Source organism: Microcoleus sp. PH2017_05_CCC_O_A (assembly GCF_020738785.1).
GTDB lineage: Bacteria > Cyanobacteriota > Cyanobacteriia > Cyanobacteriales > Microcoleaceae > Microcoleus.
In genome coordinates this window covers 1-20,354 of the sequence record NZ_JAEQCB010000023.1, presented here as the reverse complement: position 1 = coordinate 20,354, position 20,354 = coordinate 1, and the positions used below count along the sequence as shown (strand labels likewise).

Sequence of the window (20,354 nt, the reverse complement as noted above, 5' to 3'; positions counted from 1 at the left end):
AATACTGAAGAATCTCATCTCGATTCACTCAATCTGATAACCATACTTTTCTTTGGAATAAAAATATGTCTTTTTCCCGGCAAGAAATCATTCAAACGCTGTACCGTTTCGTCACTTTTTTAGCAACGGTTCCTTTGGCTCGCAGGTTGATTGTATCTGGTAAATACGAATATGACTATACAGTTTTAGCTCCTCTAGCTATGACTGAGGTGCCGCTTAGTCCCATCGGCAACCTGCCTAGACTGCCTAAAGCCGATGAACTTCCGAGCCTGAAATGGGTGAGTTTAGTGTTGAGCGCGTTGAGTATTTTGAACGAGGCTGAAAAGTCGGCTAATCTTCTCAAAAGCTCGCTGTCAAACGAGCGTGAAATTGATTCGTTAGAGTCGATAGAGCGTGAAATAAGGGCAGCCCAGGGACAAGCAGAATTAACTAATGCTGTTTTAAAACTAGAATCAGTCTTGGAGCGAAAAGTATCCCCCAAGGTTAAAAGTAGCATTCCCTTGACAGGGGATTTTAGTGAAGTTGAAAATGTATTCGATCGAATAGATCGAGAAATACAAGCTGAACTCAGCGGAAACTTAGAAGTGAAATCTGCACGAAATCTCAAAAGCGAGCAACTCGATGAAGTTGACCGAGTTGATGAAGTTGAGGAAGTCGCTCAATTCGAGGAAGTTGAGGAAGTTGAGGAAGTTGACAAAGAATTATACAAGCACCTTCAAGGAATTGCTAGATGTTTGGGAGAAGAATTGATTAACCAGGAAGCTGATTTTTCAGAGTTCCTTTTACGCGGTACTGTCAATCCTACTCTTGAAGACTACGAAAACTTACTCAACCCGTTAACAATCAGACCCGCAACTGTTGGAAATTTCCAACAAGATGCAGTTTTTGCTTACAGCCAAGTAGCAGGGCCAAACCCTGTAATGCTCAATCAAATCCAAGAACTAGACGAGCGCCTGTTAATTACCAGCGAACAGTACGGAGAAATTCTGCATGAAGATAATCTAGAAGCAGCACTGCAATCCGGGCGACTTTATCTAGCAGATTATTCCAAGCTCGATAGTTTAGTCAATAGCGATATTGGTGGGTTGCCAAAGTATATGTATGCTCCAATCGCATTATTTGCAGTACCGCCCGAACAGTGTCAAGATCGAAATTTACGGCCAATAGCAATTCGCTGCCAACAAGTTCCGGGGGATAACAATCCTGTATTTACGCCCCTAGATGGCGACAACTGGATGACAGCTAAAACCGTCGTGCAAATGGCAGATAGCAATTACCACGAGCTGATATCTCACCTAGCTCAGACTCACTTATTTATTGAGCCTTTTGTTCTGGCAACTAATCGCTGCTTTACCGATAAAAGTCATCCTGTAATGGTTTTGTTGAAACCTCACTTGCAAGGTACTATCTTGATTAATTACGGCGCACATAAGAATTTATTAGCACCAGAAGGGCCTATAGACTTCTTATTGAGTGCCACTATAGGCAGTAACGGCAAACTCGCTATTAAAGAAGCGATGAGCCACTTAGCTAACTTTAATGAAGTTGCCTTCCCCCGAACTTTAGAAAAACGGGGTGTCAATAATTCCCAGCAATTACCGATTTATCCTTATCGAGATGACGGACAACTAATTTGGGATGCGATCCATCAGTGGGTGGGCGAATACCTGCGCCTGCACTATTCTAGCGATAAGTCCGTAGTGGCAGATCGACAACTGCAAAATTGGGCTGGTGAATTGTTTGCCAAAGGACACTGCTATATTGGCGAAAATGCTGACGGTCGGATTGCAAGCTTAGATTATTTAGTAGAGGCCATCTCTACGGTTATCTTTGCAGCTAGCGCCCAACACGCTGCTGTTAACTTTCCGCAAAGTGGCTTGATGACCTACGCACCAGCATTTCCTTTGGGTTGCTATTCTCCAGCACCTACCAACTCCGCACAGCAGCAAAATTTCATGGGTTCGCTACCGCCACTAGAGCGAGCATTACTCCAAATAGAAGTGCTTTATTTGTTGGGTTCAGTTTACTATACGAACCTCCTCGATTACCCCGGTTCATCTTTTGTCGAGCCGCAGTTGAAAAGAGCTTTCGAGAAATTCAAGGTAAACCTGAATGACATCGAAGCAAAAATTCTCGAAGCAGATGCCCAAAGGCTGGTGTCTTATCGATTTTTGCAGCCTTCAAAAATCCCTCTCAGCATCAATATTTGAGTAATACAGGACTTACGCACGGGAGGCACAAAACCAGGGTTCTGCGTCAATATTCATCTAAAAAGCGACGATTTTTGTCAGAACCCGGAGTTTTTGCGTAAGTCCTATAGCGATCCTAAATCATTTGCATAATTCTTGTAGGGGCAATCCCCCCGTGGTTGCCCAAATCGCCCGGAGGGCGGGCACGGGGGCACCGCCCCTACATATCTGCATGAATGATTTAGGATTGCTATATAATATAAAGCTTGAGGGCTGACATTATTGGACATGACGCAACTGATAAATAGGGTAGCAAGCGGTTGCCAAATTTATCAGTTGCACTACCAAACAAAGGGATACCGCTATTTTTAAACTTATTGCTTCAGTCATCCAAACTGCCAAATTGCCAACTCTCCACCCACATTTAACTGTGCATTATCACCGAAAGTGAACTTTCTTTGCTGATGAACTTGATCCTTCATCGTGCAAACAACCTTGCGAATTCGATAACTTGGAGCAACTTTCTGAGATACTTGTAAAGTAAAACCATGAGAACGATAGGTAGTAATATCTCCTGAGCAAGATGAGTGATAGCCAAAGACTCGAAGTAGTAATGCTAGTTCCTCGTGTTCCGCTAAAGTCAATTCAAGATGAACTTCTGAAATGTCTTCAAATAAAGAAGTTTCGGAGGTAGCAAGGTTTTTTAGATAAGCAGCACGGTCAAAGCAACCAGCACTGGTAAGCTTGATGTTTTTATAGTCTAAATAATCCTGATGAAATTCCATCAACCACGCACTGAAGGCTTCTCTCTCTGATTTGAGCGCCCAATAATGAAACCAGGGTACTTTTCCATCTTCGGTTTGACGAATTTGCAAATCAGAAAACGTTTCTTGGGCGACTAAGGATTTTAGTTTTTCATCTACAATATCAATCTGTCCTGCTTGTTTACTATTGAAACCAATACCCGAAAAACCTTCCCTAAACCCTTCAGCACCCCCTGGTGCAAAAAGCTCAAGATAGCTATGTTTCCCTCTGAGATAAGTACCCGCCCAACTCTCTGTATCAGTTTCTACGGTATCTCTGGATATTGTGCAGAATTCTTGGCTAATGAACTCTGATTTGGCTATTGACTCTAGTGTTTCTGTGTCGAGAGTAATATATAAATGGTTAAATTCTATTCCCATGTTTTTACTTCTTGAGCCTTAGCAATACAAATTGTGGAACAGACAAGATGCCTGTTCATAAAAACTCTTTAACTTAAGTCGCGCAAAGGTATTAGGATTATTCCTAAAATTACGAGTACCTTGAACTGAGATCTTGCACCATTCTCGCTTAACAGGCTTTCCGGCCTGTTCCACAAAGAGTGAGTTTTCTTGTGGGGTGGGCGTCCCGCCCGCCCATGAAAGGCTAATTGAAAATGGTGCAAGATCTCAGTTCAAGGAAATTCTGGAATGGCCTAGAAGCTCATGTCATACCGACTCTTGTGACGTGAGTCCGTCACCAGTGCGTTCAACTCACTTTACCAGGGATTGACCAGCTCCTCACCTCACCCAAAGTGACTGGCATCGGCTGCACCACATCAAGGGTAAAGCGGAAAACCTTGCGCGATCGACTACTGCTTTCCGGGTCGAAGAACTCTAGCTTGACATCCCAACAGTCACTGTTGAGGCGACAGAAAGGGCTTTTTTCCACTGTAATGGTGTCCAGTTGACGACGCTGGGCGATCGCCCGAGCAAAGGTCACAGCGGCTTGGAATATGTTAGTGGCAGCGAAGTTGAGCGCTCGATCGCGCGAAGTCTGCCCCAAATTCCGGAGATCGTTGTAGACTCGGTTGAGGAAGGAGGTCAGAGCTTGTCGGACGATCGGTTCTTGGGCTTCGTCTACTTGACGAGAGATTCGCACCATTGCCGCGTTCACCAGAGCATTCACTTTCCAGCCGTACATCCCCCGCACGTCATGTACCTTCACCACAGGCACAACTTCACCGGAGAAGAGTTCCACCGTGCGGTTGGTGCGTCGGGCGGGTACGCTGATCCGCTCTACAAACTCATCGCTGGTTTCTGGCTCTAGTTGCCCCGCCAACATGAGCAGAAATATCTCGTAGATATCTGTTGAAAACGGCCCTGTTGGATCTAGGGCATAGATCGTGTCTCCATCCAAGTTCAATATCCAGATTAACGAACGGCTTTCATCGGGGTTGCGATCGAGGTATTCGATCATCTGGCGGGCATCGTAGGGGTCTGCGGGCACCATGATACCGTTGATTTCGGAGGGGGCCATCAGTTGCTTGAAAGTGTCGCGGCGGCTTTCATCCCCGAAGTCGTAGCCAAGAGTCCCTAGGGCGTAAACGTTGCCAGAATAGGCGGTGCTGGCTTCCACTGTGGCGGAGTCAGCAACAGTAACGGATGCTTCTGTGGGTGTAGCAAGAGTGGCGGGTTGCACGGCTGGGCTGGTATCAGTAGCCGTTATAGCGGCGGTGATGCCAGCCGGGGCAACCGTAGCACTAGGCATGGCATATCCAGCACGTTCGGTGCGGGTCACTTTGTCGCCCGCGAAGGAAATGGTGAGGGAGGGTTGCCCAAACAGCACTCTCATTGCGCCGGGGATATTGACAAAGCCGCGCAGACATTGTTCCGGTTCTTCTACAACCTTTGGGTCGCAGGGAATCGCGGTGTTGAGTAGGGCGGCTCGGATGGCTTCGGCATCGATGGGTTTTCCTTCTCGCAGTTGCAAACTCATCAGCAGCGCAGAAATGCCCGTGATGACAGGAGCAGCCATGCTGCTTCCTGTCTGACGCACAGGTTTTTCGGTGCAGGGTTGCGCCCCTAGAATATCTTCACCCGGAGCAAGGATGCCTTCTTCTGTGTTGTTGCCGCCCCAGTTGCTAAATTTACACGGTGTACCATCGACTTTTGCGGCTCCCACTGCCAAAGTTCCCGGCAGCATGGCGGGCAGACACGAGTATTGGTGTACATTGTTCCCCACCGGCGCGACGATCAAAATATTGTTGTCTTGACATTTCTTAATCGCTTGGACAAGGATCTCTTCTCCTTCTCCCGTTTGGGTGGGGCGACAAAAAGCGCAGTGGATAATATTTGCTCCCAACTCTAAGGCTAAGTCGAAGGCACGGGCTATGTTGAGGGGTGACAGCATATCGGCATAGTTTCCTAGTGCATCATGGGGCATATTAATTACCCGACACTTGGGAGCCACACCGAAAACAGGACTGTGTTCTTGCCCCACAATGATACTGGTGACGTGGCAGGCATGGTCATTGAGTTCAACCCGCTCCTTGTTTTTTGGGAGGGCAGCGTAGAATGCATCTTCCTTCTTTTTACCCTTTAGCCCCTGGTCGCGGATTGCTTGGTAGGTGGCGTAATCTTGTGGGCTGATTGGTTCTGCTGGTTCGTGCCAGTAGGGAAACACCTTGGAGACTTCAGCTCCAGCAAAGCAGGACAATGTGTAATCTGGGTCGCCGTCTAGAATTACAATCGTGATGCGGGGGTCGCCGAGAGTTTGGTTGTGGAGTTGGGCCAGTCCAGGAATGCGATCGTCGAGGTCATGGGGGTGGAGTGCCAGCGATAGTTTGGTTGCAGAGCTATCAACTTTACTAGCTGAAACCGCCGCTGACGATCTTTCACCCTCAGCGACACTGGATGAATCTGGAGTCTGGGAGAGTAAATCTGAAGGAGCCAAGTCAACAGCCTCAGCCCCAATGTCCTCAACTTTTACCGAGGTATTGTCAGAACTGTCCCACACCCCAGGCGGCGGAATTTCTGCCACTAGCCCAACTGGCTCAAGCTGATTTCTCAATACTCCTGTCTCACCAGACTCAGGCTTAGCCTCAACTCCACCCAATTCAGTCTCCCTAGCCGAGACCATAGTCTCAGTCTGATATTCTGAGCTATCAACCTCAATCGACTCCAGTCCACTTGCTTCAACATTGCGGTTGGGCAACGACCCGAGCAAAAATTCTCCGACAGCCGACTCTTCCAAATAGTTTAGGCCTATCGCTCGACCAAAAGCATCGCTATCCCCAGCCCCCACTGCACAGGGAGCCAGACCCATATTGGTTGCCGCCAAGTAAAAGTTTTGATAGAGCAGTCCAAGATTCTTAAGCACAGTCGAATAAGCGATAGCGTAATAGCGACGAAATATGCGACCGAACCGTGCTGTAATTACTAACGTCACTTGTGGACGTGGATCCCAGAATTTCTCGACCAAGCCATAACCTAACGCAACTAAAATATCATCCCCCCATTCTAGTAGCTGCTCTAGCTGGTGATTGAGAGGGTCGTAGTGATACACCCCTGAATTCAAGCCTTGACAATGCCGTACCACCGGATAAATTTCTAATTCATACATTCCCCCGCCACCAGCATAAGCCCGTCGGCTCAACTCGCCATAGTCAAAATCTGCAACAGTACCTAACTTTTTTTGCAAATCTTTACTAATTAGCTGGTCTTGGTTAATTAATTCCTTAACACGGGCAGTGCGATACAGTAGTTCGCCCAGTTGCTCGACCGACATTGGATGGTTCTCATCATAATCTCGAACGGATTTTCGTGCTTCGATCGCTTGCGTGAGCGTGGCATCGTTACACATCAACGTCCCCAAATGCGGACGCTGTAGCGGTACAATCCGGTCGCTCATGGGCGGCTTCACCACCGGGAAATTCGACCACTGGTCAAACTTTTCATCTACTGTTGGATTGTCATGACGACCCAAGCGGCTGCGGCTATGGAACAGCAGGTTGTGAAACTCCCAAAGCTGGAGCGAGGGGGGTTCAGGGTCAGCCGTCAGAAACCCCGCAGCCCAAAGCAAATTGAGGAACTGATAGGCAGTTTCTGGTCCGAGGTAGGGCGGTGGCGTCAGTGTTGCTAAGGTTTGGGGCTGGGCGAGTTGAGCCAGGAGCGCACTTGCTCGCCAGTCGAGGAGCTTGACCCGAAACTTCGAGAGCGGGGACTCCAGCACCATTGTGCCTTCATAGGGATGTTGGTAGGCAAAGCGGGACAGGCCCAGACGGGTTTGTGTCCAGTAGAGTTCGGTCAAATTCAACTCAGCAGAATCCACCATCGGAACCGCCACTGCCAGCGGCAACACAGCGTAACTGAGCCAACTCCGCTCATCCAATTGTTGTAGCGTCACTGCAAACTGTTCCCCGGCTGCCCGACCATCGAGTTCGGCTAACCCTTGCACGAGAGATGCGGTGGTGGTGTTGCCTTCCTTGAGACGATCCAGAGCCATACCGATTCCGGGCGTTGTGGCAAGGGTTAGCAAAGCGGTCGGATCGGATTCTGCCGAGTGCAGGGTGTAGTAGTCTTCGGCGCTTTTGACTTGGACAAAAGGGTTGAGGGAAACCGCGAAAGGGTGATTGCTCATGGCGTAGATAATGGGAAACGATGATTGGGAAAGTGAGTCAATGGCAATAGCGATCGATGAAATTATTATAAATGGAATCTTATTTGATGTTAACAATTGGAGCAGTGTAATGTTAGAAGGTTATCATTTTTTTCAGACTGTTGAACGACTGTTTGACGCGCTGTTTGAAAGATAGATTCATGATGTTCTGATTGGCGGCGTTGCCTATTGTTCGGATTTTATTGTGCTGAGTGCAGGATGTATAGCGGTTTCCAAACCTGTAAAGTCAATCCAACTTTAGGGGCAGAATACTTGCGTTCCTTGTGGTGTACCGCATCAGAGTGGAAATTGCTCTAGTAGTCTTCAGTTTTGATTTCCTCATCAGAATCTTTTTCAAAAACAATCAAAATTACGGATGTAGTTAATATTCTTCATATCGAATGTAGTAAAAATTAAAATTTTCTAATCGACTGTTTTCTAACTCTTGCTCTGTAACATACACACCAGAAAAAATGATAGAAGTTTGACTTTGACAAAAGCCATAAATCCTATCACCTAAGCTATTAAACCTAAAATATTTTGGTATGTCTTTGAGGTTTTTGAAGTAAAACCCTAAAACTGGCCTTGCATAAGCTTTAGAGAAGCATATTTTGAAGATAGATGATTCCCTGAAAATGGAATTCACTTTTTCTGAAAAGTATTTTTGTATGTATGGTGTCAAATACTTTCCTCTGTTTCCTAATGATCCAGGCTGTGCTGGAGTAACAGGACATAGAGTCAGGTGAGTACGACCATCGAAGAAAAGTTCAAAACCGATGACGCCCATATCTCTAATCAGAACCTGTGTTAATTCATCTGAGTAGTGACCACCATCAAGAGCGATCGCTGTCCTTGCTAATTCTTCACAATCTTCCTCCGTGTCGAGATGGATATACAGCATCACACTGGAATCTTCCAGCTTTGAACTTAAGTGAATGCCAATCGTGTTATCCATAATTTTGCGGGAGCCAATATGTGCTGCGACAAACTGCTCAAACGATTTACGATTGAGACGTACACCTAACCGATTCTCGATTTTATCCAAGAACTTAAACGTATGAGTTAGCAATTTTGGCCAAGTTTTTCTCATAGGGAGAACAACAGTCTCATAACGTCCTGCTAGCAGTTGACTACCTTCAACTTTGCAAGACGGTTTAACACTACATATACCTTCTATTTCAATAATTATCTCTTCAAAAAGAGGGAGAGGAAAGGTTGGCTCAACATCAAAAGCTTCTTGATGAGCTCGGATAAACTGAATACGGCGGTCTTTGAAACGATTATTTTGAATATTTTGAAGCATAGAGTTTCAGAACGGGATTATTGGAGGATGTTAGTAAAGGGAAATTGCGAAATATTAGGTCATTTTTAAGAAAATTCAAAACCAGGACGTGGCTGACATCCGTCACGTTGATCGTAGTAAAAGCAAAAATTTTCTAATCGAGTCTTCTCTAACTCTGGCTCTGCAACAGCCACACCAGTACCCGTGATGCAACTTTGACTTTGACAATAATCGTATATCTTATCACCTAAACTATTAAATAGAAAATATTTTGGTATGTCTTTGATGTTTGTGAAGTAAAACCATAAGACTGGCATTGCATAGTCTTTAGAGAAGCGTGTCATAAGGAGATAAGAACCCCTGAAAATAGAATTTACCTTCGGTGAAAAGTGTTTTTGTATGTAGGGTGTAAGATACTTTCCTCTAATTCCTAATGATCCTGGCTGTGCTGGAGCATAAGGACATAGCTCGACGCGACTACGACCATCCAAGAAAAGTTTAAAGCTAATTGCCCAAGTATCTCTAATCAAAACCTGTGTTAATTCATCTGAATAGTGACCGCCATCAAGAGCGATTGCTGTCCTTGCTAATTCTTCAGGATCTTCCTCGTCATCGATATAAACATAGAAGACTGCACTGGAATCTTCCAGCTTTGAACCCAAGTGAATGCCAATACTGTTGTTCGTGATTTTACGAGAGCCAATATGTGCTGCTGCAAACTGCTCAAACGAGTTACGATTAATGCGTATACCCAACTGATTCTCAATTTTATCTAATAACTTAAACGCATGAGTTAGCGATTCCGGCCAAGACTTTCCAGGATATTTACAAACCTCATGACGCCCTGCTAGCACTCGGCCACCTTCAATTTGGCAAGAGGATTCAACAAAACAAGAACCTTCAATCTCAAGAATTACCTCTTCAAAAAGAGGGAGAGGGAAGGTTGGCTCAACATCAAAAGCCTCTTGATGGGCTCGGATAAACTGAATACGGCGGTCTTTGAGACGATTATTTTGAAGCATAGAAGTTAGGGTAATCATCTTAGTAATTTTTGTTGCTAATTTTAATGGATTGCCTAAGTTTAACAACAAAGTACGGATTGCTTTTTTAGCAAAAAATATTTAGTGGAAATTAATCGCCACTGAGATTGACCTGATGGCGATTAATTTCCCATTTTTCACACCGCTAAACGCCGAAGCGTTGTAGCGCCTGTCTTTTGGGAGGTGTAAGATGAAGACGAGGTAGATGAAGAAAGTGTACAAAACTCAGGATAAAGTAAAGTTTTGCTCGCAACTCGACATCTTTAACCTCGTCAACAACTCACAGCCTAGTAAATCACTTCTATGGCAACTGGAGGTTAACTGTAGTGCCACTGAAGTAAGCTAGGCTACATATCCTTACTCACCATCGAAGGCAGTAATACAAGTACTGGCAGACGCTTCCGCACCATCGAAGGCAGTCATACAATGAGTGATAGATGCTTCCGCACCATCGAAGGCAGTCATACAATGAGTGATAGATGCTTCCGCACCATCGAAGGCAGTCATACAAGTAGTGGCAGATGCTCCCACACCAGCATCACCGAGAGATTCCTCAGAGAGTTCAGCCAAGTAGGTGGGGAGTTTACCAGTGGTGCTCCGCATCACTGGTTTGCCTTGTTGGGGCAGAATGTTCTTCTTTTCCATGAGTAATTTCCTCATTTTGTTGTTTGGTTTGTTGACCCGTTGAGGTGGGTCAATCCTCTTCTTCTTTGGAAAGAAGCCTATTAGGACGACATTTGGCACGTAGCGAAGCCGTCGCCTGCAAACTTTAAAAAGACTTAAAACGGTATATTTGTAGGGTTCATCTCTGCTTCAGGCAGGGGCACGGTTCGCCATCCCAACTTCACCGGCACATCATAGAGCCGCCCTGGACCCAACCGCGACCAAAAGGTTCGCATTCCCGGTACAATCACTTTGACCACGCTCAAGCCAATGTCCGGTCGCGTCTGGTCTAACACCAGTGTTTCTAGCCCTACTGCTTGGGCCCTCTCCACACAATTCATCACATCTGTGTAGATGTCATCACTCCAAGAGTTCGGGTAATCATTGGCAGTCTTAAGCGGCTGCGATGCATCTGGGACTAAACAAGGATGACTTGCTCGAGTCACTTCTAGCCACCAGTCTCTCGACTCACCCTTAATCCGCTCGTCAGGAATTTTGTCAAGCTCCAGCCCAACTTGGCTCACTTCAGTGAGGGCACGAACAATGGCAATCTTCGGGTCGAGATGTGCCCCAAAACCAATAGCTATTCGCTCTGAACCCACCGTGCGATTAGATAGACCTGCAAAGGCTGGAATTCCCAAGTCAGCAGTCAAATCCAGCACCCATAATTCCCGGTTCTGTTCCCGGTAGAACTGCTGTAACTGGACAAAGTATGGCTCGTCAAAGCTCGTCAAGTCCACCCCCGGACGGCTGAGGCGGTTGTACCACCACAGAGCTACACAATCGCGCTCCACCAGTTCCATAAACCCTTGCAAGATTGCTTCTTCCAGGGTGTTGCCTGCTGCATTACCGTTGGAATCCGCCTTACAGAAGCGCTCAGCGTCTGGCATGGGGTAGTTGTAGTAGCAAAAGCCAGTAGGTACATATTTGTGCTTTTGCTCAGTCAACGACCACACTGGTGTCCAGTCGATCGCTTTACTGGCGTCAAACCAATGGGGAATCCAGCGATAGGCTGCCGCTGAACCCTCAGCGTTCAAGCTCTCCCGATTGGCATACTGCTCATCGCTAAAGTACAAACACTGCTCTGGATGAATTGCCAAGTCCCCTAGTTGCGCCAGGGTTGCCTGTTTGCGGGGTTCGTCTCCCTGAAAGATGCCCGAATAGCGTTCCACCGCCTCGCCCAAACCACTAGCTCGGGATTGGCTATCGGTCTTACCTTTGCCAGAACTCTTGTATTTTAGGGTATTACGCAGCCCCCGTAGGGTGGTGGCACTGCCGAAGCTATGCCCCGCCCGGTAGGTATGTACCAAGGGATTAGTCGGGTCAGAGAGCCGCACCAGTTCCGTTACCACTCCCGTAACAGGGCTGATCAAGTGCTCGTATTTCTGCAAGGTCTGTTCTGGGCTGGTGGTACGGTAACCACCATCATGGGTGAACTGCTTGCGGCGCGATTCTAGCTTCAGCGGTTCAAACGCTCGTCGCTGCATAATTTCCGGGTCACCACAGGTCGGACATTGCGGCCGCTTAATCAAGATATGGCTTTTCAAGTCCAGAATTGTCTGGTTGAAGGTGATCACCTTGCCGTCGAGGGTTGGGAAGCGTGCCGTTCCCGGCGCAGTGGCATTGACGTGTTGCTTGACAATCCACTTGGCTATCTCGGTGGCGGCGAACTGTAACCCCGTTTGCAAGGTCGAAGGCAGCGTCGCCCGTGCCGTAGGCAAGCAGCTCGCCACAGACCCATGCTGACCATTGCGCTCCTGCTGGGCTTGTTTTTGCACCAAGACCGACGACTCAACTTCGCGGTTGCCCCGCAGCCGATGGGCAAGACAGCCCCAACACCCCGTCTTTCCCGGAACAAACACCGGTCCCAACCACAGGACACTGCCTACTGGCTTGACGAGCAGCCAAGTTTGCTGGCGCTCCAGAGCCTGCTTGTTGATGGCGGCTAGTTCCTGCTGCAAATAGTCATCGGTCAAGACGATGTTCAACGCCACTGAAGAATCTGCATCTGCGGAATTTTGCACCGGAATGCCCATGTCCCGCAGGGCAGTTGCCAGGGCAGCAACCGTGACTTCACTGATGTTATCGCCCACCGTTGTCAGCGTCACCGGCTGCTGTAGCCCCTCGGCTGCTACGGGGGGTGCAATCCCTAACTCGCTCCAAAATGCTGCCACTTCCGAGGATAGTTCCGGGGCTACCTCGGTGAGGTAGCCTTTCTCTGCGAGCCGATCGAGCACATAGTCAATGTGTTCCGCTGGGACTGCCCCATCAAATTTTTCGACAATCTGCTCCCGGGTGTGTTGCCCATTCAAAAGAGGCACGATTTGGCAGTAGAGTTGCCCGGTGAGGGCGTAGTTGCTCTGTTCGCCAAGGAGGTAGACTTGGTTTGGCTCGATCGCCTCGACATGAAAGTGGGGCTTAATTTGGAGCAGTGTGGTGGATTGCATAGAGCGAACAGTCAGTCATTAAGTGGACGATGATAACAAGACAGGCTAGGGATTAGGCCCAGATGCGGCCCCGGCGGAAGGGTTTAGGGTGTTTTTCTGACTTCTTGGCTTGCTTCTTGGCGTAGTCGCACCAGAAGGAATAATCTTGCAGCCCTGTCTGGGAAGTCGGCACGTAAGACTTTTTCTGTTCTGGCGTGGAGGAGACCTCAGAGGGTGTTACTTCTGTTTTCTCCTTACCCGTTTCCTTTTTCTCATTAGCCATAGTTTCCTTAGTTTCCTTAGTTTCCTTAGTTTCTTTAGGTGTTTGGAGGGTTTGCGGTGGCTGGGAAGCCACAATCCCCTCTAGCTTGAGGTAGTCGATCCGGTGTGCCCCATCTCCCAAACCAACAGCGGTGGTCAGGGTCAAGATATGTTTCCCGGCGCTGAGGGCTGGCAAAGGAATCTGGGTTTTGGTTGGCTTGCCTGACCCGACCCCGACGAGTTCGGTCACTGGCTCACCATCAACCAAAAGGGTGTCAACTTGAGAACCAAAAAAGTTGTAAAAGAGTGTAAGTTCGCCTGTGCTGTAGTTTTTGCCAAGGGTGAATTGGATATTCAGTTTGTCGGTGGAAAAAAGGTACTTTCCCTTCCTCTGCGGTTTGGTTTTGCAAGCTGGAACCACTAGCAGCGATGGCATCTGTGGCTGGTTAATGGGGTCTTTATCTGACCCAACAACATAGGTAAATTCAGCGTGCCACCCACCTACCTGCGAAAACTCCTGACTTCCTTTACCAGGTTGACCAATTTGCCATAGGATTTCAGTTTGCTGAGGCATGGTGATTAGTGGCTAGTGGCTCGTTAATAGAATCGTCCCATGCCCCCAAAGCCACCCCAGCCCTGGCTGGCTGCACTTTGGCTGGCACTAGAGTGCATCACTTGGTTGAAACTGCGGTTGGCATAGGCTGAAGGATCGTTATAGTTAGCACCATGAAGCAGATCCATCCGAATATGCACCAAATCATCGGGATTACCATTTTCCACATCTACGCACAGCGCAGGCTGGATGAAATGGGGGCGTTTGACTGGGGGAGACAATAGAGGAAGTCGCATGATTGAGGATTCTCCGCATTGATAGGGTGAACAAATTTAGCTCTCTTGGCGAGAGTGCTTTTTGTGATTGCACTCTCACTCAAATTGTGTCGCCTTTTAGTACGGTGAAGACCAAGAACGAACTTCGCCCAAAGTAACAGGAATCAGATCGCTCACATCAATGGTGAAGCGGAAAATCTTCTTGGCACGACGGCTGTTTTCAGGGTCGAAGAATTTCAATTTCACATCCCAGCAGTCGCTATCCATGCGACAGAAGGGACTTTTTTCAACAGTAACGCTGTCGAGTTCCATGCCCACAGCAACCGCTTCGCTGAAGGTTTGGGCCGCTTGGAAAGCGTTAGTGACAGAGAAATTGAGGGCGCGGTCTTGGGATGTGGTTCCTAAGTTGCGGAGGTCGTAGTAGATGCGATTGAGGAAGCCATCTAAGGTTTTGCGGATGCGGTCTTCGTCAGCAGTGCCGTCTTCAGCTTGTACCGCGTCCATCGCGGCAGTGACCAAGTTGTTGACTTTCCAGCCGTAGATGCCACGGGTGCTTTGGGGTTCAATTACCGGAATAACTTGACCGGAAAATAGCTTGACTTTGCGCCCGGTCAAGATGCCTGGTATGCTGACGCGCTCGACGTATTCTGAATCGTTTTCTGGTTGAATTTGACCCGCGAGGAGTTCGTGGAGAGCACGGTAGGATTCGGCTGCGAAGGGACCAGTGGGGTCGATCGCATAGACCGGAGTCAGTTCAATGTTAAGCGTCCAAATGAGCGATCGCGCCTCAGAAATATTGGCGTCCAGGTAGTCCACCATCTGACGGGCATCGTAGGGGTTCGCCGGAACCATCGTTGTCCCAAAGTTAAAAGGGGGCATCAGTTGTTTGAACGAGTCCCGACGAGCTTCGGTTCCGAAGTCGTAACCGAGGGTTCCTAGGGCATAGACAATCTGACCCATGTCAGCGATTTCGCTGGGGGCTTGGCTGGCGGTGACGGAATTAGCAGTTAAATTTGGCATCATTGGTTGTTGGGTTGTAGCAGTGGGAAACGATTGAATCAAATCTTGCAAGTTTGGGGTGTTGCTGGGGACAGCCCCAGCAGTCGCAGTGGCTGCTGTTGCAACCGAGGTTTGAGGCGATTGCCCTTGCGCGGTGGCGATCGCTTCACCCGTATTGCTCAGGCTGCCATCACAACCACAGCCTGTAGCTTCTACTTCTGATGCACCCACTGATGCGAAATTCTCTGCCATATTTCCTCCTTTTAGTAACGTTATTGCTCCAGGGATGTTCAGTTTGCCTGTCAGACACCGCCTGGTTTCTTCTGGCAAGTCAGGGTCGCAGGGTAAAGCACTCTGCAACAGTATTTGACGAACTTTTTGGGGGTCGGGGGTTTCTCCCCGCTCCCGCTGAAGACTCAGCAGCACTGCTGCTACACCTGAGACAATCGGAGTGGCAAAGCTCGTACCGCTGAGACGGTCGGTGCCACCACCGGGTTTAGCCCCCAAAATATCCTCGCCGGGGGCAAGAATACCTTGGTTTTGATAGGTTTCACCCCAGTTGCTAAATCCCAAGGGTTTGCCATTTGCATCCATCGCCCCGACTGCTAGCACTGCGGGCAACGCTGCGGGTACGTGCAGGCAATCGCAACCATTATTTCCAGCCGCTGCAACGAGCAAGACGTTGTTTTCTCGACACAGACGAACCGCATTTTCCAGCCACCCATCAGCTTCGCCAAAGTCGGTCAGTTGACCCCCACTGAGGTTAATAACGTGTGCTCCTGCATTGACCGCTTGCTCGATTCCCCGAGCTAAATCTAGCTGAGATGTCTTGCGGCGATCGTCGGCAAAGATCGGCACTATTATTCCCTTACATCGGGGAGCTATTCCCTGCACCGAACTACCCGGTTGCCCAAAAATAATGCTGGCAACGTGAGTTCCGTGAATGGACATATTGCCATTAGTTTGAGCTTCCCCTCTAACTAAGGTGGGCAAATAAGTTAAATCTGCACCTTGGAAACAAGGATGATTCCGATCGACAGGGCCATCCAAAACGGCAATACAAATACTATTATTTCCCTGGGATATGGTGCTTAATGTATCTAACATTTAACAAGACTCGGAACAGTTAGGGGAACCATAATACAAGTTTTACAAGGCTAGAAGTATAAAACTCTTGAATCAAATACAAGTCAGGGACGAAAATTAAATTGATTTAATTATTCGTAGTGGCTCAAAGTTATAAAAAATAAGCCATTTGGCTATCTAAAAATAGCCCGGAATATCGTTTTAAAAGAATCAAGTAGTTCTGCATGGCAAGGATAATTACGAAGTAAAACGGTTAATCCATCGTTATCAAAGCCCTGATATTTCAGGATTACCAAGAGTCAAACTTAATAGACATCTCCCTAAATAACAGATAAGTCTAAAATAGATAAGCCTAAGCAGGATAAGGATTTTAGATTTATTTGTACCCGGTACAACTGATTTTACGATCAAATATACGGACTCTTAGAATCTTAGTCACAAGTTTATTTGATCCGATCATCTAGTTGACTATCAAGTTTTTGAGATGTACCTTACCGTTTGACTGGTATTTCTATACCTTTACAACAGTACAGTAACATTTGAAATCTGTCAAGTAAAATTTATAAAAATCATATTTCAGAGGGCGGGGCTGTTTCATCATCGAATTTTAGCTATTCTAAAAGTGTGAATGAAAATATTAACTTATATATAGTATAGATAGCTCGCGAAAAAATCAACTATTAATTTTATTAATAGTCAAATAAATTTTTTTAGCGCAAAAATTAGAGAGCGATCGTAAAATACATCTAAGTTCCTCCTGGGGCGAGAATACCCTGATTGCTGTAGGTTTCTCCCCAGTTGCTGAAGTTTAGAGGCCGACCGAGATCGTCCATTGCTCCCACTGCCAAGACTGCCGGAAGGGCTGCGGGGACGTGCAAGCAATTGCAGCCGTCGTTCCCAGCAGCAGCCACAATTAATACGTTGTTGTCGCTGCACAGTTCCACAACACTCTCCAGCCAGCCTTCGGCTTCACCTATTTCGGTAAGTTGACCGCCGCTGATGTTGATGATGTGAGCGCCGGCATTCACAGCAGTTTCGATCGCGCGAGCCATGTCTAGCTGAGACACTCTAGAATGGTTGTCGGAAAAGATCGGAACTATCAATCCCCGACATTTAGGCGCAATTCCCGCTATCTCCGAGCCGTGCTGCCCGAAGATTATGCTGGCAACGTGAGTAACGTGCAAAGACATCGCACCGGTGGTACAGACTTCTTCCTGGACTAATGTCGGCAGTCGTTTCAGGTCAGCTCCGGCAAAACAAGGGTGAGTCCGGTCTACTAAGCCGTCAAGTACCGCAACACAAATTTGAGAATCACCAGACGTTTTTTCCCACAGGCTTTGAATTCCTGGGATTTGGGTTGTATCGGCCATTTAATCTAAAAATATTTAGGTCTGGCTGGTTTTCGGCCTCAACAGATAGATTACTTTAATTTGCGCTGAAAAAAACCTGTTTTCTTTAAAATTTTGTTAAATTTTATTGTCTGTTACACATATCCTTTTTTAAAAAATTTTAGGGTATTAATTTATACTTGTTGGCTCGGGTAAGTAGCAGACTGCGATCGTCGATCGCGGAAAGTTCGCGTCCCGCGAAAGCTCTTTGACGGACATATCAACGGTAAACCCGACCGTCGCTTCTTTATCGGGTACTTGAAGTCAGTGAGTCAGGCTGCTTTCCGTGAATTGAACGGGGAGGGGTTCTGCTGCGGGTGTTTCGGGTGATGGTGGTGTTGGTGCTGGCAATACAGCTTCGGGCGTTGGCGGTACTAGCGATCGTGTTGATGCTGATGTTGGTGCAGCTTCCCGATCGCCAAAGACAAACTCTTTCCCCGAATATGAAGCGCTAACCGCCCAAGTCCCACTCGCGATCGCTGCTTGACCCGACTAACGCTCTTTCATCACTCTAAGAAAGGAAAAATCTGACCATAATTTGATAATGCTAATCTGGTATGGTTTTGTGGAGCGATTTTCTAACACCTTGCTGGCGTTGGGAGCATTTGGCAAGAGATCCTTTGCTGTCGTGTCTTCGAGAATTTACTCTCATGAAAGTGACGAAAGAGCGCTAATACCATTTTTTTAAAGTTATGACAGACTTTAGCAAACAGGGAAAGTGTATAAATTACAATGTCTTGTCGTGTTCGATCTCTATCGGATCTTTAGAAAAATGGTATGAGGTACGGGTTCTAAACAGGGAGTTAACTTTGAGAACTGTCTTGGGATTGGGCGATCGTACAATCGGCCGAAAAGCACTTCTGAGTCAAATCGCTGATAATATCTAAGCTCATATTGTCCAATACTTCGGACAGTTTTAGATCTAATCGAGGCTCTCAAACCCTTGATGGCTATAGAGATGACTATTTTTTCAATCTTTAATTCTAGCCCGCTCGTTTCAAAAAATCATTAAAAATGCCATGGCTTACGCTGTAACGCTTACAGAGCCGTTAAAAAACTGTCCGAAGTATTGATTGTCAACTAATTTAGTTAGAGCCGCAGCAATTTGCTTCTGCGACAGCGCAACTCGCTCAATCAACAGCCTTACCGCTTGCTCGTCTCCACAAGCGGCTGCTTTATAAAGCTTCTCAATCGACTCGCCATCTTCTCGAAAATTACTGCCTCTCGGAACGGTTTGGCAACAAAGTCATCGAAGCCTTTCGACATGGCGAGTTCCTGAGTTTTAACAAAAGCATTAAGTAGGTAGGCGGGAAAAAACCACTCTATGTAACAAAACATTAAGTTACCTAATTGGAGTTAAACTTAAGACGTTGCGTAGTGTAATTTCCCCTTTGTCCTCTAGCTTCTACTCCATGAATTACGGCGTAGGCGAGTTCTAATTCATCATCAAACAAATGTCGCAGCCAACTCATCTTTCTTAATGTGTTGCCACTCCAATTCAATGGGGTTCATTTCCGAACAATACTTGGGTAAAAAGAAGATATATAAACCTTGCTTTTCCCAATGTGGCCATAACTCTTGGACTTCTTTGCATCGGTGTATTGGGCCGTTGTCTTGTACAATTACTCTCGGTCGTCCAATCTCAGCAGCTTCCTGGGCTTGGAGTTCCATAATTTTGATATAAGCTTTTCGATCGACACCTCCAATTACCAAACCGTAGACAAAACTGATGTCAGGTTGAAGAAGTCCGACAATACTTAGTCTACGACCACGCCGTTTCGTTTGTTCTAACCGTTTTTGCTCACCTATTGGGTAATAAGTATAACCTGGTTCACTCCACATACAAAACCCTTATTCATCTAAATACTTTAAGTCAATTCCTCCCGCCGCTGCCTCTAATTGCAACATATCTAAGTCGGATTGCTTCGTTTCTTGTACTATGGGGTCTTGTTTTCCTTTGTGACTTTTTCTCGCTCTTTTCCAAATAAACCTTTTTTTTAGTATGCGTCTTAATCGAGCAGCACTTAGTTTAACAGAACGTTCTTTTTCTAATTTCTGGGCTAATTAAAGACTGTTATATGTACGTGGTTCGTTTTTGAGGCATTCTTTTAAAAACTCTATATCTTCCTCTTTCCACACTTGAAGGGCTCCTCGACCAGGTGACTCCCAAAGCCCTTCCATGCCTAGATGCGACCATTTATGTAAAACCTTTCTCACTGTTTGTGGAGTCCAGTTAAAATGAGCAGCTATTTTTTCAACGTACCAGCCATGTGCATTTAATCTAATTACTTCTGCTCTGTCTTTGACTTTTTGTGGTACATCCGCAGTTCTCAGTTTTAAGAGAGTTTTGTCTTGCTGTTGAGTCAGGAATACCCTTAATCTAGCACCCATATATTGAATTACCTCACTAGATATATTCTTTTTCTTTACTTATCTTAACATAGTTATGTTTTTTTGTGCCGACCTACTTAGTCGCTGTTTTGTGGCCGCATCCCAGGCGATCGAACCGGCCTACGAGTTGGCAAGTGGTTCCTATAGCGTATTGACGGATGGGCTTTTACAGGGATTGAATCCGGAACGTTTGCCGGGGCAATCGATCGATACCCTATCTCTATGTGCCTTTGTTAATCAATATCTAGGACTTACGCATTGACAAAATCACAAAATAGTGAATCGATCAATCAATATGAGTAGTCTACTTTCCAGGTATTTGACAATGAGAAAAACTACCAAACCCTCGACAGCACAATGCAACGCCGAAAAGTATATTTTATTTTTGCTCTTAGAACCAA

Annotated in this window: 11 protein-coding genes and 2 pseudogenes; 2 read left to right on the top strand and 11 right to left on the bottom strand. The window is 46.8% G+C overall.

The window, feature by feature from the left end:
* Positions 1 to 65 precede the first annotated feature (65 nt).
* Positions 66 to 2,210, top strand: a complete 2,145-nt coding sequence (locus tag JGK20_RS07535; protein ID WP_293229953.1) for a lipoxygenase family protein — start codon at positions 66 to 68, stop codon at positions 2,208 to 2,210.
* Positions 2,211 to 2,575: 365 nt separating this feature from the next.
* Here JGK20_RS07535 and JGK20_RS07530 read toward each other — a convergent pair whose 3' ends face one another.
* From JGK20_RS07530 to JGK20_RS07485, 10 genes and pseudogenes are all read right to left on the bottom strand, one after another.
* Positions 2,576 to 3,373 carry a DUF5829 family protein gene (locus tag JGK20_RS07530; RefSeq protein WP_293190728.1) on the bottom strand — a complete coding sequence of 266 codons (798 nt, stop codon included), beginning with the start codon at positions 3,371 to 3,373 and terminating at the stop codon, positions 2,576 to 2,578.
* Between the two features lie 325 nt (positions 3,374 to 3,698).
* The gene (locus tag JGK20_RS07525) at positions 3,699 to 7,571 is read right to left on the bottom strand and encodes a PatA/PatG family cyanobactin maturation protease (protein ID WP_293190731.1); all 3,873 of its coding nucleotides are present in this window, start codon (positions 7,569 to 7,571) and stop codon (positions 3,699 to 3,701) included.
* A 400-nt stretch (positions 7,572 to 7,971) separates the two neighbouring features.
* Entirely contained in the window at positions 7,972 to 8,892 is a 921-nt protein-coding gene (locus JGK20_RS07520) for a LynF/TruF/PatF family peptide O-prenyltransferase (protein ID WP_293190733.1), read from the bottom strand.
* Positions 8,893 to 8,957: 65 nt separating this feature from the next.
* Positions 8,958 to 9,911: a LynF/TruF/PatF family peptide O-prenyltransferase gene (locus JGK20_RS07515; RefSeq protein ID WP_293203147.1), complete on the bottom strand. Its 954-nt coding sequence runs from the start codon at positions 9,909 to 9,911 to the stop codon at positions 8,958 to 8,960.
* 357 nt (positions 9,912 to 10,268) lie between these two features.
* Entirely contained in the window at positions 10,269 to 10,556 is a 288-nt protein-coding gene (locus JGK20_RS07510; RefSeq protein ID WP_293190738.1) for a DUF5837 family cyanobactin class RiPP, read from the bottom strand.
* A 134-nt stretch (positions 10,557 to 10,690) separates the two neighbouring features.
* A complete protein-coding gene (locus tag JGK20_RS07505; protein ID WP_293190741.1) occupies positions 10,691 to 13,021 on the bottom strand; it encodes a TOMM precursor leader peptide-binding protein in 2,331 nt (776 codons plus the stop codon).
* 52 nt (positions 13,022 to 13,073) lie between these two features.
* Positions 13,074 to 13,835, bottom strand: a complete 762-nt coding sequence (locus tag JGK20_RS07500) for a cyanobactin biosynthesis PatC/TenC/TruC family protein (protein ID WP_293211726.1) — start codon at positions 13,833 to 13,835, stop codon at positions 13,074 to 13,076.
* Between the two features lie 23 nt (positions 13,836 to 13,858).
* The gene (locus JGK20_RS07495; RefSeq protein WP_293190745.1) at positions 13,859 to 14,110 is read right to left on the bottom strand and encodes a cyanobactin biosynthesis system PatB/AcyB/McaB family protein; all 252 of its coding nucleotides are present in this window, start codon (positions 14,108 to 14,110) and stop codon (positions 13,859 to 13,861) included.
* 96 nt (positions 14,111 to 14,206) lie between these two features.
* The gene (locus JGK20_RS07490; RefSeq protein ID WP_293190747.1) at positions 14,207 to 16,195 is read right to left on the bottom strand and encodes a PatA/PatG family cyanobactin maturation protease; all 1,989 of its coding nucleotides are present in this window, start codon (positions 16,193 to 16,195) and stop codon (positions 14,207 to 14,209) included.
* Positions 16,196 to 16,929: 734 nt separating this feature from the next.
* Positions 16,930 to 17,544, bottom strand: a pseudogene (locus JGK20_RS07485) (S8 family serine peptidase); the annotation flags it as partial.
* Between the two features lie 335 nt (positions 17,545 to 17,879).
* Between JGK20_RS07485 and JGK20_RS07480 the strand changes: the two are divergent.
* On the top strand, positions 17,880 to 18,017 hold the full coding sequence (locus JGK20_RS07480; protein ID WP_293184582.1) for a hypothetical protein: 138 nt from the start codon (positions 17,880 to 17,882) through the stop codon (positions 18,015 to 18,017).
* Between the two features lie 991 nt (positions 18,018 to 19,008).
* On the opposite strand, the pseudogene JGK20_RS07475 reads toward JGK20_RS07480, so the two are convergent.
* Positions 19,009 to 19,953: pseudogene (locus JGK20_RS07475) on the bottom strand (IS630 family transposase).
* Between the last annotated feature and the right edge of the window lie 401 nt (positions 19,954 to 20,354).

What these genes read in the sequence shown, in the direction of transcription:
- JGK20_RS07535 (WP_293229953.1), top strand. Translation starts at nt 66, where the DNA reads ATGTCTTTTTCCCGGCAAGAAATCATTCAAACGCTGTACCGTTTCGTC.
- JGK20_RS07520 (WP_293190733.1), bottom strand. Translation starts at nt 8,892, where the DNA reads ATGCTTCAAAATATTCAAAATAATCGTTTCAAAGACCGCCGTATTCAG.
- JGK20_RS07530 (WP_293190728.1), bottom strand. Translation starts at nt 3,373, where the DNA reads ATGGGAATAGAATTTAACCATTTATATATTACTCTCGACACAGAAACA.
- JGK20_RS07510 (WP_293190738.1), bottom strand. Translation starts at nt 10,556, where the DNA reads ATGGAAAAGAAGAACATTCTGCCCCAACAAGGCAAACCAGTGATGCGG.
- JGK20_RS07505 (WP_293190741.1), bottom strand. Translation starts at nt 13,021, where the DNA reads ATGCAATCCACCACACTGCTCCAAATTAAGCCCCACTTTCATGTCGAG.
- JGK20_RS07490 (WP_293190747.1), bottom strand. Translation starts at nt 16,195, where the DNA reads ATGTTAGATACATTAAGCACCATATCCCAGGGAAATAATAGTATTTGT.
- JGK20_RS07500 (WP_293211726.1), bottom strand. Translation starts at nt 13,835, where the DNA reads ATGCCTCAGCAAACTGAAATCCTATGGCAAATTGGTCAACCTGGTAAA.
- JGK20_RS07525 (WP_293190731.1), bottom strand. Translation starts at nt 7,571, where the DNA reads ATGAGCAATCACCCTTTCGCGGTTTCCCTCAACCCTTTTGTCCAAGTC.
- JGK20_RS07515 (WP_293203147.1), bottom strand. Translation starts at nt 9,911, where the DNA reads ATGATTACCCTAACTTCTATGCTTCAAAATAATCGTCTCAAAGACCGC.
- JGK20_RS07495 (WP_293190745.1), bottom strand. Translation starts at nt 14,110, where the DNA reads ATGCGACTTCCTCTATTGTCTCCCCCAGTCAAACGCCCCCATTTCATC.